General features: G+C 36.1%; 10 protein-coding genes. 3 read left to right on the top strand and 7 right to left on the bottom strand.

Translation table 11 applies throughout. From position 1 onward, the window contains the following. Positions 1-478: 478 nt before the first annotated feature. The 3 genes from RTP52_RS14050 to RTP52_RS14040 all read right to left on the bottom strand — a co-directional run bounded on the left by RTP52_RS14050 (position 479) and on the right by RTP52_RS14040 (position 3,941). Positions 479-1,108 carry a hypothetical protein gene (locus RTP52_RS14050; protein WP_312106546.1) on the bottom strand — a complete coding sequence of 210 codons (630 nt, stop codon included), beginning with the start codon at positions 1,106-1,108 and terminating at the stop codon, positions 479-481. Between the two features lie 30 nt (positions 1,109-1,138). Beyond that, on the bottom strand, positions 1,139-2,356 hold the full coding sequence (locus RTP52_RS14045) for an NAD(P)-dependent oxidoreductase (RefSeq protein WP_312106545.1): 1,218 nt from the start codon (positions 2,354-2,356) through the stop codon (positions 1,139-1,141). A 91-nt stretch (positions 2,357-2,447) separates the two neighbouring features. Continuing rightward, the gene (locus RTP52_RS14040) at positions 2,448-3,941 is read right to left on the bottom strand and encodes a CapA family protein (RefSeq protein WP_312106543.1); all 1,494 of its coding nucleotides are present in this window, start codon (positions 3,939-3,941) and stop codon (positions 2,448-2,450) included. 230 nt (positions 3,942-4,171) lie between these two features. Between RTP52_RS14040 and RTP52_RS14035 the strand changes: the two genes are divergently transcribed. Together RTP52_RS14035 and glmS are read left to right on the top strand one after the other, a co-directional pair. Next, entirely contained in the window at positions 4,172-5,191 is a 1,020-nt protein-coding gene (locus RTP52_RS14035) for an asparaginase (protein WP_312106542.1), read from the top strand. A 505-nt stretch (positions 5,192-5,696) separates the two neighbouring features. Next, complete coding sequence (gene glmS / locus RTP52_RS14030; protein WP_312106540.1) at positions 5,697-7,541, top strand: glutamine--fructose-6-phosphate transaminase (isomerizing); 1,845 nt, start codon at positions 5,697-5,699, stop codon at positions 7,539-7,541. Between the two features lie 286 nt (positions 7,542-7,827). On the opposite strand, the gene RTP52_RS14025 is transcribed toward glmS, so the two are convergent. Next, positions 7,828-8,733, bottom strand: coding sequence for a FlxA-like family protein (locus RTP52_RS14025; RefSeq protein WP_312102743.1), 906 nt, complete (start codon positions 8,731-8,733; stop codon positions 7,828-7,830). Between the two features lie 516 nt (positions 8,734-9,249). Between RTP52_RS14025 and RTP52_RS14020 the strand changes: the two genes are divergently transcribed. Then, entirely contained in the window at positions 9,250-10,710 is a 1,461-nt protein-coding gene (locus RTP52_RS14020) for a phospholipase D family protein (protein ID WP_312102746.1), read from the top strand. A 149-nt stretch (positions 10,711-10,859) separates the two neighbouring features. On the opposite strand, the gene hslO is transcribed toward RTP52_RS14020, so the two are convergent. The 3 genes from hslO to xylB form a co-directional block, all read right to left on the bottom strand. Then, the gene (gene hslO, locus RTP52_RS14015; RefSeq protein WP_312102748.1) at positions 10,860-11,762 is read right to left on the bottom strand and encodes an Hsp33 family molecular chaperone HslO; all 903 of its coding nucleotides are present in this window, start codon (positions 11,760-11,762) and stop codon (positions 10,860-10,862) included. A gap of 185 nt (positions 11,763-11,947) precedes the next feature. Further along, entirely contained in the window at positions 11,948-12,757 is an 810-nt protein-coding gene (locus RTP52_RS14010; protein ID WP_312372071.1) for a class I SAM-dependent DNA methyltransferase, read from the bottom strand. Positions 12,758-13,054: 297 nt separating this feature from the next. Beyond that, positions 13,055-14,521, bottom strand: a complete 1,467-nt coding sequence (gene xylB, locus RTP52_RS14005) for a xylulokinase (RefSeq protein ID WP_312102753.1) — start codon at positions 14,519-14,521, stop codon at positions 13,055-13,057. Positions 14,522-14,702 lie beyond the last annotated feature (181 nt).

The following is a 14,702-nucleotide window of genomic DNA, read 5'->3' as shown; positions in this document are numbered from 1 at the left end:
TATACAATTCAGTTATCTCTCAGCGACAGCTTATTTAGTGTATCACCTTCAAACTCGAATGTCAACACTTTATTTCAACTTTTTTAGTTTTTCTAATAATATCATTTATACTACTTATAAATAGAATTTTACTATTTATTAAATGAGTAGGGGTGGGTATGCATGTCTATCAGAGATCGCTTCTAATAATTGTTCCCCACTGGGCGAACTTCCATCCCCCGTCATTCATTCAAGTAACAAAAAGCAGAACGTTTCCTTCCTATGAATAAAAAGGGGCTTTTGCTACATAGATGAGCAATCATCTATGTAGCAAAGATCTTTTTTTCTTACAATGAACAGGGGAGCGTCACTCCATAGCTATTAATCAGCTATTTTGCGACGCTCCCTTCATATAATTAATAACTTCTTATATTATTACTTCATTATATCTATTTTTTTATTGTCTCTATCATTACATTTACAGTAGCTTATTAATAAGTTATTTTTCACCATCCGTAAATGTTATTAAATCTGAAGCATAAGGAAGTGCTTTAATCCAATCACAAAAAGTATGCCATTCCTTTAGTTTATGATTCTTTCTTGCACGATAGATATTCCCTAAAGTCTCATAATTCATGGTACAAGTACGTAACTGATTATAACTTGATGGTAAAAGCTGAATTAAATCATACCAATACGCCTTATCCTTTGTCTCTACATATTTTAGACGAATTGTTTCCATATAATCAATATAGCCTTGGAATTTTTCTTTGGATTCTTCAGTCATATGGTCATGACTAAAATCATCAAGTTCAAATGGCTTACTATGGATTTTATGCATAGTACTTGTAGAGTTTGCTACAGTTGCTACCTTGTAAGTATCATATTCTTTCCACCAATATAATGGTGCGGTAATATCTACTGATACAAGAATCTGTCGAATAAATTTACGGTGATCGGTACCTGCCCCACATAGACGCTTCGCTAGGTTTAAATCATTTTCACCTAAAACGTACTCATGTGCATCATTATAGTAACTATCCATTCTTGCCCAGCTATTCATTGGATTTCTTGCACCTCGAATAGCATTTTCCATGTTCATAACACTTGTGTTGCTTACACCTAACATCCCTTATCCTCCTTTGCATACTTCCATGAATTATAGTTTACTCATGTATTCATCCATGGCTTCTGCTACCTTTTTTGAATAATGTACCGCCTCTACTACGGTCTTTGCACCATTTACAACATCTCCAGATGCAAATATACCAGGGCGTGAGGTTTCTCCCTGTTCATTCGTAACAATTAATCCTCTCTGGTTTACACCAATACCTTTTGTTGTGGAAACAATCTTATCCTTTGGTCCTTGACTAATTGCGATAATCATAGATTGTGCAGGATATAGCTTTGCACTTCCTTCTACAATTTCCATGTTACCTTCTTCATCCCAGGTTACTGTATTCATAATAGGACCATCTTCGGTTAATTCAACTGTAGACTTGCAAGTTTCAAAGTTAACACCATCTATTTTTGCATATTCTACTTCATGGACACTTGCTTTTATTTCTTCACGATGAGAATATACTGTAACTTCCTTAACTCCTTTTCTGATTGCTGTTCTTGCAACATCCATCGCAGAGTTTCCTGCGCCAATGATGGCAAGAGAGTCCCCAAGTTCAAAGGAGTCTGGGTTTACAAGATAATCGATTGCATAATGAACATTACCAAGAGTCTCTCCTTTTAAGTGTAACGCATTTGGTCTCCAAACGCCAGTACCAACAAATATTGCTAAATAGCCATCACGGAATAAATCATCAATACCAATAGCACCACCGATTGTAGTATTAGGACGGAATCTAATTCCTAACTCTAGCATTTTCTTCTTGTAATTATCAAGAATTTTCTTTGGAAGACGGAATTCTGGAATACCATAGCGTAAAACTCCACCTATTTTTTCTCTTGTTTCAAATATGGTTACATCATACCCTTTTTTCGCTAATAAAATAGAGATCGTAATACCAGCAGGACCTGAACCTATAACGGCTGCTCGCTTATTCTTCTTCTCTTCTCTGTCTAGCTTCATTTGATCAAAATAAGTACTGGAAATATAATTTTCTATACTACTAATGTGTACCGGCATACCCTTTTTGCCTAAAATACAATGACCCTCGCATTGCTTATCGTGGTCACACACTAAGGAACAAACGATAGAAAGAGGATTATTTTCAAAAACCATCTCACCGGCTTTTGCAATACCTCCATTTAAAAACTCTTGTATCATAGTAGGAATCTGTGTGCTGATTGGACAACCAGTCATACAAAGTGGTTTCTTACAATTTAAACATCTTTTCGCTTCATATACTACATGATCTGCCATAAAAAATCCCTCCTTATTACGGTCAGTTAAATACAATATCCGTTCGGAATTTAATTATATACGAAAATGATCAAATAGCAACAATCGTTAATTAATTGACATTTTTCGATCTTTTTTCTATGAAGTCACCAACTATGTCATTCGCAAGTTTTTCTAATGTTTTTAAAGAGAAATCTTTTCCCCATTTGCCTTTTAATATGTAATGTCTCGACGCTAGCTTTTGTGTATAATCAGATAATTTATATACCGTAAAATTATGATTTCCACCGCGTTCATAATGTGTCACAATGGGTGTTATGGATGCTTTTTTGATATATGTTTTTTCCCTATCCTTCACAATAGTAACATTCGCTATACCACCAAGCATACGGTCAGTATAATCCATACTTGAGATATAATTACCGAGTGAATAATAAACTAGCGTCTTGTGCCCGTTCTTTCCCTCAAACCACTCTATTGGTTGTAGTACATGTGGGTGTGAACCTATAATGAGATCCACACCTTGTTCGTTAAAAAATGTTGCATATTCTTTTTGATACTTATTAGCTTTATAAACATATTCTGAACCCCAATGAGGAAATACAATTACAAAATCAGCTTTCTTCCTAGCTTCCTTTAAATGCGCTTTTAGCTTATTCTTATCCATCATATTGACAAGATAGGATTTCGACAATGGTAGAGTGTTGCCATTCAGTCCATAAGTATAATTTAAGAAGGCAAAAGTAATCCCGTTCTTCTCAATATATGCTATCTGATTCGCATCTTCCGTCGATCCATATATACCTAATGGAGTTATCTTAGGGTATCGTTCCCAATAATTTAGTGTCGTAAGAATCCCTTCAACTCCTCTATCCATCGTATGATTATTAGCGTGCAGAACAATATCAAAACCAGCTTTAGTAATAGAATGTCCCACCGCTGTTGGAGAACAAAATCTTGGATATCCACTATATCCCATCTTTTTCGTACCCAAAATCGTCTCCTGATTAATCACCGCGATATCTGCTGCTTTAATATCTTCAGACAATTGTTTAAATAAATGGTCAAAATTATACTTTCCGTCTTTCATCTTACCGCTATCAATTACTTTCTGATGGAGCAGATTATCTCCTACTGCTAGTAAAGTAACCATGCATTGTTGATCTATTTCCGGCTCCTCTTTAACTTTCTCTTCCTTGTTATCTTCCTGTTCCTTGTTATCCTCCTCTTTCATATTAACTTCCTGTTTACTTACTTGTTCTGCACTGCCTTCTTTTTCTTTATCTTTCTCTTTAATCTTCCACGCTTCCTTTTCCAATTTTCCGTTCACTTGAATACCTTGTATATTGGTAACATATAATTCATTGGAGCATAAAGATTGTATTTCTTCCTTAAAACCAACATCATATCTTGCTATTACTCCCGCTTCCGGCATGTCTTCTAACAAGCTATTATTATCCTTGTCTTCAGAAACAATCTGTATATCTGTATTTACAGAAAGAGTGAACACTCCTGTTTGATTTGTACATACTCCACATCCTAACAAAAGAAACGAAAGAGTCATTATTTGCCCAATTATCCTCAGATATCGTAGATTTGTTTTCATACTCCCTCCAAAACTTCAACATAAGATTAATACATGTTAATACTAACGAATCGGAAAATAATTGTCAATCTTTTCCAGTCAGCAAATCTCCGTTTTTCCTTCGACTTTATGGCATCGAAAACCATTGCATATTTAGGTTAAATCTTCTATAGTAGATATGATAGTAATCGTGATAATTAGGTTCTAACCAAAATGGAACCAAGAAATATTGATCAATATTGAGGATAATTATGGACACAAAGAAAAGTATATTAATATTAACGACAGGTGGCACAATAGCCTCTCTTAGCAGTAACGAAGGTCTTGCTCCGGGCTTAAGTGGCTCAGACCTTGGAGGTCATCTTGCTGGGATTTCAGAAAATTACCTTATCACTATTAAGGACATTTTAAACTTAGATAGCTCCAACATACAGCCAGAAGAATGGATGTACATCGCTAAAAATATTTATGATAACAATAACTCCTACGACGGAATCGTAGTTACTCATGGTACTGACACAATGGCCTATACCACTTCCGTTCTTTCCTTTATGTTAAAGAACCTACCGATACCAGTGGTATTTACTGGTTCTCAGCTACCACTTACACATCCACTTACGGATGCTATGGATAATTTACGGTATGCGCTTGCGATGGCTGCAACAGGAATCCCTGGAATTTATCTTGCATTTCATAGGAAAGTTATCTTAGGCTGTCGAGCTGTTAAAGTTCGTACGACAGGCTTTGATGCTTTTGAAAGCGTTAACTATCCATTGGTTGCAACCATTGACGCCAATGGATTCAATATTAATACGAATGCAATACAACCAATAACCGGGAAAGTGGTTTATAAAGAAAATCTTTGCAATGATGTATTTTTAATTAAATTAACTCCTGGATTAAATCCAGAAATATTTGATATGCTGGTAGAGATGAACTATAAAGGCATTGTTATAGAGGCATTCGGCTCCGGTGGTTTACATTTTGTAAATCGAAATCTTATGGAGAAACTAAAAAAGCTAGTAGATGCCGGAATCCCTATTGTTATATCAAGTCAGTGTCTTTATGAGCGAAGTGACTTATCCATCTATCAGGCAGGTCAGTTAGCGCTAAAGCAGGGTGTCATTCCAGCTTACGATATGACTACAGAAGCCGCTGTAACAAAGCTTATCTGGGCACTTGGCCAGTCAAAGGATGAGGAAGAAGTTCGTAAAATGTTCCAGACAAATTATGCAGGGGAAATCAATTTAAATAAACCTGCACATGCATAATCATAGTTTCATATGATGATATTGGAGTATTCATAAAGAATACTCCAGTTTTTTTGAAGATATCTTTTATTTCACTACCTTGGTTTTTTTCATTGATATTGAATAAGTACAATCTTGTAGCTATTATTCGCTAAGAAATGCAAGTGTGTACCATCCCAAAGAGGAATAACAAAAAGGTACCGGAATTGCACATTTACTTATAAATACGATTGTTGACTTTCCGATGACTTTCTTGTAGAATGTTGATGTCAGTCCAAGACAAAAATCCGACAGAAATGTCTTTTCCAAACAAATAGGAAATAAAATTAGCGCCATGTACCTCTATTGGACGGGAAATATAGAGGTTAACGAGGTAGGGAGTTAGCGAATCTTCGGCGGATGCTCTCTCGTGCGGTTTGAGTGCGTAAGGTACTGAAAAAATGGCAGGTAACTGCAGCACAACAGCAGTACTATCAAACAACAATGTAAATGTACTTTGACAACTAAATTAAGAAGGAGAATTTTTATGTGTGGTATTATTGGATTTACCGGGCACTTAAATTCGGCCGAGGTACTGCTTAAGGGACTCGGAGAATTAGAGTATCGCGGTTATGACAGTGCAGGGATTGCATGTTTTATGGAGGGAGGAATTCATGTAATCAAATCCGTAGGAAAGGTAGCCTCTTTGAAGAAAAAAGTTCCGGCTACCTTTGTCTCTTCTTGTGGTATTGGGCATACCAGATGGGCTACTCATGGTGGAGTATCCGAAGTAAATGCTCACCCACATTCCTGTGGAAAGGTTACACTAATTCACAATGGTATTATTGAAAACTATCATGAGCTGGAACATGAGCTTAAACTCGGTGGACGCCAACCAATTTCTCAGACAGATACCGAAATAGCTGCAATGCTTATCGATAGTTTATATCACGGCGATGCCTATCAAACGATTAAGGCAGCCGTTGATAAATTGGAAGGTGCTTACGCATTCTGTATCTTATTTTCAGATCAACCTGACGTAATCTACTGCATAAGAAAAGGTAGCCCACTTGTTGCTTGTAGCACAGAACAAGGCTCCGTAGTTGCTTCGGATATGGTAGCATTGCTTCGTTATTCGAAGGATTATTTCATATTGCCTGAATTTCATATCGCTAAGCTAACCAAGACATCTATTACACTTACCGATTTAAACCAAGAGCTCGTAGAACCAGAAATGCTAAGTGTTACTTGGGATATGTCTGCTGCTCAAAAGAATGGATATAAGCACTACATGTTAAAGGAAATCTATGAACAACCAGAAGCAATTACACGAACGATTGCTCCTAGAATCAAAAAGTATACAGAGGAAGAATCGAAAAAAGAATATCTTCTTCCAGACTTAGCTTGTGATAATATTCCGGATTCCTTATTTTCTGGTATCAATCGTATCATCATTACCGCTTGCGGAACTGCTATGCATGCAGGACTGATGGGTAAGGTATTATTAGAACGCCTTCTCCGCATTCCAGTAACCGTTGATATTGCTTCAGAATTTCGTTATCAGGATCCAATTATGGATCAGAATACTCTAGTAATTACAGTTTCTCAATCCGGAGAGACTGCAGATACCTTAGCGGCATTAAGACTTGCTCATGAGATAGGGGCAAAGACTCTATCCATTGTAAATGTAAAGGGCTCCGCTATAGCAAGAGAAAGTGATTATGTCTTCTATACACATGCAGGTCCAGAGATCGCAGTTGCAAGTACCAAAGCTTACACTGCTCAACTTTCTGCCTTCTATATCTTAGCTTTCCGTTTTGCATATGCAAAAGGCTGCCTTTCTAAACATGAGGTATCGAATTACCTTCAAACATTGTACGGTGTTGTACCGGCAATTGAAGAAGTGTTAAAGCAAGCTGACTACTTTAAGAAAATCAGTAAGGAACTTATCCATACAGAAAATCTATTCTTCATAGGTCGCGGTATGGATTCTGCGCTTGCCTGCGAAGGCTCTATTAAGCTAAAAGAAATTACCTATATTCATTCCGAAGCTTATGCTGCTGGCGAATTAAAGCATGGCACTCTTTCCTTAATTACGGAAGGTATTCCTGTCATCGCATTAGCTACTCAAGGCAATGTATTATCGAAGATGGTTTCTAATATGAAAGAAGTACGTGCAAGAGGTGCTATGGTTATCTGCATTACAACAACGGATGCAGCAATCGAAAGCTCCCTCTATGATTTTCGTATTAATATTCCGACTACAGAGGATATTTTTACTCCATATGCTGCAGCCGTTACTTTACAGATGATTGCTTATTATACTTCTGCTTCCCGAGGTTTAGACGTTGATCAGCCACGTAATTTAGCAAAATCTGTGACAGTAGAATAATTATGGATATAAGGAAAAGCTCGCTTTGCGAACTTTTCCTCATCATGAATAAGAGGGTTAGATAACGAAGAGAAGTGCACCCTAAATGTTAGACAAAATAATATCTAACATTTTGTAGATGCACTTCTCTTTTTCTTTTATTCTTTTTTTCTTTTTTTCTTATTTCTTTTTTTCTCTTCTTTTTTCTTTTCTCTTTTCTCTCTTCTCTTTTCACTTATTATTCTATACTCTTAAAATGAAATGTTTTAATATTACTTATTTTCTAATATCATTCTATTCTATATTCTTATATAAGAACATTTACATGTTTATCATATCTATTATCCATGTCTTTTTGTTTCTCTTCTTTTTGTTTCTCTTCTTTTTGTTTCTCTACTTTTTGATTCTCTTCTTTCTCTATCATCTCAGAATTATTACTTTCCGTGTGTGTTTTTGTTACTTTTGTTTTTTCTAGTTTCTCTTCTAAAGTAATAATATTTTTAGAATCTTTCCCCTGATTCTTTAACTCTTCTTTTTGATCGTTCACAAGTTTATTTAATTTTCCTAGTTTCTCACTAAATTTTAATTCAATCTGAGATATTCTTTGTTTCGATTCGGAGACATTATTAGAAAGGCTCTTGCTAACTCCACCAGACATAGCCATGGATGATTTCATTTCTATGGAAGCGACTCTTAGTTCTCCTTCTGTTTTTACTTTTAATCGGTTATGTACACGAACCTGCGACATAACATTCGATGCCTCTGTAAGAAAATTCTGATGCAACTTATTTCTGTATTCCTCCTCTGTAATATCATTATTATTAGTTACAGATTCTCTCTGCCTCTTTTCGATCTCCTTTTGGGCATTTTCTTTTTCTTGCTGCTGTAATTGCTGCTGCCTTACAGCTATTTGATTTTTTACATCATTGATTTGTTCTTGTATTTCTTTTCTTTTTGCTAGTTTTTCTTCCGGAGTCATTTCTTCATCCGCACTCAATGAATTTAATTCTTCCTGATACCCTTTATATTGGTCTCTTAAAGACTCTAAAAAGGAATCCCCTTGCTTATTAAAACTTAAGTCTGCTGCATTAATGCTGTTTCTTTCTTCATTTTTCTTGCTATCTTCTTGTATTCCTAAGCTTTTTGTATACTGATTCTGCCCAAAAGCAAGTGATGAAGAATAGGAACGACCTTGCATAGCACCTATGTTCATTTATAACACCTTTCTTTCTCTGTATTAATTTCTGATAAAATTTAATGTAAATGCAGATCTCAGAATCCGCTTTACTACCTCGACCTTTCAGTGGCTCCGCTGCTATCTCAGTGGGTGCTTGAACAAACACCTACTGAGATGAAGATGTTGACCCGCTTTCGCTCCGCTTAGAAATGAGGGACATCTTCAGTAAGGTTATATTATTTATATCGGCATCTTATGGTAAATATTAACTAATTTCCAAAAGAATATAGCTACATAGAATTTTTTATCGAATTTTAATTGTATTTTATTATGTACCTCCCTATAATGGTACTGTTATGTCAACTTAAATTCATTAGAAATAAGAAGAAGTACGATTCGCGAACTTTTCTTTTAGAATAATTTGACTCCTTATTCAATGTATGAATGATTTAGAATATATTTCAATATTTTATAGTAGGTACTATATATATACTGAAACACATAGTTGTTAATGCTATAGATAGGCGCTACGGCGCTAGAATAGAGGTTATTATGCAGAAATTCAAAAATCTATCCCGAAAAAAGAAAATACGATACAGTATTTTATCCGTCCTGATATTCTATCTAGTTTATGTTATCATCAGTGCTACCATTCCCTTCGCAAATCCACCTGAAGTTAGTGAGGAATTTAAACATAGTTTTAATTTAAATGATTTTTATAGTGATACCATATCGGTAGATCGTGCTGCTGTTGTGGAAACTAGTCAAGACGCGCTTGATGTTCGTATACATATGATAAATCAAGCCAAAGAAAAGATTGCAATTTCTTCTTTTTCCATTAAACATGACCGCAGCTGTAAGGAAATTGCTAGTGTACTCTTAGATGCTGCTAATCGTGGTGTTACAGTTCAAATTCTTGTGGATGGTATTACGGGTTATATCGATATGGGGTCTGATCCAATTTATTATGCGCTTGGAACACATGAAAATGTTGAAATTCGCTATTATAATATGCTTAACTTATTAAAACCATGGACAGCAAATGGCAGACTACATGATAAATACTTTATTATAGATGATTCTTTGTTGCTCCTCGGAGGCAGAAACATCTCCAATTATTTTCTTGGAGAGTATAATACTGATGTCTTAAGCTACGATAGAGATATCCTCGTTTATAATACCGCAGCCGGCACAAGTAAAAAGGATGAAAGCGTTTTATCGCAAGTATGGAGTTATTTCGAAACAATTTGGAATGATAAGATGAGTAAACCAGTATTTGACCGAGTTCCAATGTATAAGAAAAATAAGGTTTCACAGGCTTATGAAACTCTAGGTTCTATCTATCAGGACTTAAAAAAATCCCAACCACAGCTTTTTACCGAAGTTGATTATGTACCATTAACTGTTCCAACAAATAAAATTAGTTTAATCACAAATCCCATTCATATCATGGCAAAAGAACCTCATATCTGGTATCAGATGGCGGAGCTTATGAAAAATGCCAAGAAACGTGTTTATATTCAGTCTCCATATGCTGTCCTAGACTCAACTATGTATAAGGATATGAAAGAAATCAGTAACAAGGTACCTGATTTTCGAATGCTCATTAACTCTACCGCTGGCGGCGATAATGTCATGGCATCATCAGATTACACCTTCAATAAACCAAAAGTTATTAAAACAGGCGTGCAGATTTATGAATTTCAAGGAGAACACTCCATGCACGATAAATCCGTTTTAATTGACGATGACATATCAATGATTGGCTCCTTTAATGTAGATATGCGAAGTGCTTATCTGGATACTGAGGTTATGCTTGTCGTTCATGGTACTGAGTTTAACAAACAATTAGAATCTTATATGTATGCGATGCAGGATAAGTCTCTTCCAGTACGCGAAGATGGCTCCTATGGAACCAATGGAAATGTCATTCCACTAGAAATTTCAACCGGTAAGAAGATGCTTTATAATGTTACCTCTGTTGTATTTCAGCTATTCCGCTATTTATTATAGAGGTAAATCGAAACAATGTCATGAAATAAGAAAACGAAGAGGAGTAAGATAACAACATCTCATTCCCCTTCGTTTTTTATATCAAACGTCATACTTTTCTATCATTAAGGTAATAAACTGTCAAAGGCGATATTCGCAATCCGCTTACTCTACTTGCTCATAACCTCATTGCCACTTTTACTTCTATTTATAATATCTTTTAACTCCTCTACTGAAAACTCATAATTCGTATTACAAAAATGACAATTTACTTCAATTGGCTTTCCATCGTCTATCATCTCTTGTAAATCTTTCTTTCCGATGCTTACAATAGCCTTCTCTACACGCTCTTTTGTACAGTTGCAAGTAAACTTAGTTGGCACCTTATCAAAGATAGTAAGACCAAATTCACCAAGTAACTCCTGTAAGATTTCTTCCGGTGTCATGCCTTTGTCTAACATCGAAGTGACTGAAGTAATTTCTCCAATCTTTTTTTCTAATTTTTCTATTACTTCTTCCTCTGCAAATGGTAATAACTGAATAATAAATCCACCTGCACAACGTACTGTATTGTCACGATTCATCAATACTCCAAGTGCTACAGAGGATGGAACCTGCTCTGAGGTTGCAAAATAATAGGTTAAATCTTCTGCAATCTCACCTGTCACTAAATCCGTTTGTCCAACATATGGTTCCTTGAGTCCCATATCCTTAATCACACTAAGAACGCCGATATCAAGTGCCTTACCAACATCTAATTTACCCTTAGGACTAGGAGGGAGATTTACAACATTTTGATTAGCATAACCTTTCACATTTGCTTCAGAATCTGCAGTAACAGTTAAACCTCCGATTGGTCCACTACAAGCAATTTTTAATGTTAAAAGATCCTTTTCTCCCTTCATCATACTGCCCATCATGGCTCCAGCAGTTAGTAATCTTCCAAGTGCTGCAGTTACAACTGGACTTGTGTTGTGGGCTTGTCTTGCAGTTTCAACGATTTCTGTTGAAATACAGGCGAATGCTCGTATCTGGCTATCTGCTGCAGTGGCACGTATTATATAATCGTTCATCATTTTCCTCATTTCTTCGCTGCTTATTTCTAATACTTTTAAATTGTGAATCTACTTTTTCTCAGGATTCACACTCCAAAGGATTGATTTGTTTCTGCATTGTTACATACTTGAAAACATACCTGCTCAGAGTAGGCTGTGTGAAACTTGTCTTTTATTCTCACACTTCACTCAATTACTGTTTATTATAAATAAAATTTATTCTCTTGTTGTTTCTCTCGTGCAATGATATAAATACGTTCACTTTCCTCAGTTGGCGCATTCTTAGTCATCGCATCGTATGCAGTCACATATTCCATTCCTGCTTCTATTAATAATGCTTTAATTTCGTCTAGTTCATAAGCTCTTTGATAATGGGTCTCCTCCCATCTTTGGTAAAGATTTGTTGTTTCTATCTCATCATCCTCAAGCTCAATCTCCGTCTTTTTATAGATTGTAATATCGTATTGATTAATTGCATCTTTTTCATGATAATAATTTTCCCAAATAAAACTACAATCCTCACGATTTTCTGCAATCGTTGTTTCTCCAAGGATATCTCTGTATTTATGAATTGTGTTCATATCAAAAATAAATATTCCTTGTGGATCTAAATAGTTATTCACTAAGCGAAAAACTTGCTTAAGCTCCTCTGGTTTTGTAATATAGTTCATACTATCACAAATACTAACCACAGCGGCAACAGTTCCGTATAGCTCAAATTCTCTCATATCCTGATTAAGATATAAAATATCATCAAAGGAATATCCTGCATCCATATCTTTTTCTCTTGCGATATCTAACATGTCTTCTGATAAATCAATTCCAATCATGTCATATCCACGCTCAAATAATCTTCTGGTTATACTTCCAGTACCGCACCCGAGCTCTAGTACTAAACCATCCTTCACTCCGTACTCTTTTAATAAACCAGCAAGATATTCTGACCATTCCTCATAAGGAACATTATCCATAAATGTATCATAAACATCAGCAAAACCTGTATATGCCTGCATTCTTGTTCTCCTCCTAGTCAAAGCGAATATTCTAAATCCGCTATTGCTACTTATTCATAGGCTTATTGCCATTTAAAGTGTTTCGTTAGGAGGTTAACTCCTACCAAACCTAGCAGTCCTATCCCCTAAAAGCGGAAGATTTCACTAATATGATGAAATAAGGACTGATGTAACTTGGTACCAAAATTTCATACCAAACTTTACAACAGCCCCTATTATATCATTATTCCATTGTTGCTTCAATGTATTCTAGAAAATGTAATATAGCATATGTCTTCTTTTATAAATGTTCTAAATCTACAGCATCCGATAAACTGGTTTTAGTGCTGGATACAATTCACGGAATACCTCATATTTCTTATTATACTTCTCTACTAAATCCGGTTCCTGACGAATGGTGTCAGTAACACGAATTAACTTATCTGCTGCCTCAGATACTGATGCAAAAGCGCCACAGCCAACTGCTGCTAGCATTGCTGCACCATATCCTGGTCCTTCTTCACAAGCTAATTTTTCTACTGTTACATCTAAGATATTGGCTACTAATTTACACCAGAGGTCACTCTTTGCTCCACCACCGATTAATCTGACACGCTCTACTTTAACACCAAAGGAACGTGCGATTTCAACTGCATCACGAAGTGCAAATGTAACACCTTCTAAAACTGCAAGTGTCATATCCCCTCTAGTAGTGTTCATTGACATCCCAATAAATGCACCACGTGCAGATGGATCGTTATGTGGAGTTCTCTCTCCCATAAGATATGGAAGGAAGTAAACCTCATTTTCCCCTAGTTTACTAATCTCTTGCTGTTCCTTTGCAAACTCTTTGGTTCTTAATACATCTTCCATCCACCATTTATTTGCTGATGCTGCACAAAGCATACATCCAAGGAAGTGGAATTTACCGTTTGCATGGGCAAAGGAGTGAAGTGCATTATTTTCATCGACTGCAAAATTATCAGACGCAATAAATACTGTCCCGGAAGTTCCCAGAGACACACTACACATACCATGTTCTATTGTTCCTGTACCAATTGCTCCTGCTGCATTATCACCAGCACCTGCAATAACCTTAACATTGGTAGTAAGTCCTAATTCTTCCGCAGCGGTATTCGTGAGTGTACCCACCACTTCGTAACTTTCATAAATTTTTGCGAGTTGATTTTTCTGTATTCCTACAATTTCAATCATCTCATCGCTCCAACATTTATGTTCTACGTCAAATAATAGCATACCGGATGCATCTGAAACATCAGTACAATGAACTCCGGTAAAACAATATGCAAGATAATCCTTTGGTAGCATAATTTTTGCTATGCGATTAAATATCTCAGGCTCATGTTTCTTAACCCACAATAGCTTTGGAGCTGTAAAACCAGTTAACGCCATATTCGCTGTATAGCGAGAGATTTTTTCTCTTCCAATCACATTATTTAAGTAGTCGCATTCTTCACCTGTTCTGCCATCGTTCCAAAGAATTGCAGGTCTAAGTACTTCGTCACTACTATCTAAGATGACAAGACCATGCATTTGTCCACCAAAACTGATTCCTGCAACTTCTTCTTTCTTTACATCACTGATTAATTCTTTAATTCCTGCAACACTCTGACGATACCAATCCACTGGATTTTGTTCCGACCATCCAGTTTTCGGGAAGAATAAATCATATTCTTTTGATACCACCTTTGTAATTTCACCATTATCCTTCATTAAAACAAGCTTCACAGAAGAAGTTCCCAAATCAACACCAATATAATACATCTGCTACCTCCCATATCACTCTATCTTATTTCGTTTAGCTATGCCAAGCGTACTCGGAATCCGCTTCGCTACTTCCTCGTAACCTTACAGCAGCTTCGTGCCAACTCAGTGGGTGCTTGAATACCCACTGAGACGAAGATGTTCTTCCGTAAGATTATATTGTTTATTTACTAAACAATGT

This window comes from Lachnoclostridium sp. (assembly GCF_031997925.1).
Lineage (GTDB): Bacteria > Bacillota > Clostridia > Lachnospirales > Lachnospiraceae > Lachnoclostridium.
This window is presented reverse-complemented; position numbering and strand designations above follow the sequence as displayed.

What these genes read in the sequence shown, in the direction of transcription:
- hslO (WP_312102748.1), bottom strand. Translation starts at nt 11,762, where the DNA reads ATGAACGATTATATAATACGTGCCACTGCAGCAGATAGCCAGATACGA.
- RTP52_RS14020 (WP_312102746.1), top strand. Translation starts at nt 9,250, where the DNA reads ATGCAGAAATTCAAAAATCTATCCCGAAAAAAGAAAATACGATACAGT.
- xylB (WP_312102753.1), bottom strand. Translation starts at nt 14,521, where the DNA reads ATGTATTATATTGGTGTTGATTTGGGAACTTCTTCTGTGAAGCTTGTT.
- RTP52_RS14050 (WP_312106546.1), bottom strand. Translation starts at nt 1,108, where the DNA reads ATGTTAGGTGTAAGCAACACAAGTGTTATGAACATGGAAAATGCTATT.
- RTP52_RS14045 (WP_312106545.1), bottom strand. Translation starts at nt 2,356, where the DNA reads ATGGCAGATCATGTAGTATATGAAGCGAAAAGATGTTTAAATTGTAAG.
- RTP52_RS14010 (WP_312372071.1), bottom strand. Translation starts at nt 12,757, where the DNA reads ATGCAGGCATATACAGGTTTTGCTGATGTTTATGATACATTTATGGAT.
- RTP52_RS14040 (WP_312106543.1), bottom strand. Translation starts at nt 3,941, where the DNA reads ATGAAAACAAATCTACGATATCTGAGGATAATTGGGCAAATAATGACT.
- RTP52_RS14035 (WP_312106542.1), top strand. Translation starts at nt 4,172, where the DNA reads ATGGACACAAAGAAAAGTATATTAATATTAACGACAGGTGGCACAATA.
- glmS (WP_312106540.1), top strand. Translation starts at nt 5,697, where the DNA reads ATGTGTGGTATTATTGGATTTACCGGGCACTTAAATTCGGCCGAGGTA.
- RTP52_RS14025 (WP_312102743.1), bottom strand. Translation starts at nt 8,733, where the DNA reads ATGAACATAGGTGCTATGCAAGGTCGTTCCTATTCTTCATCACTTGCT.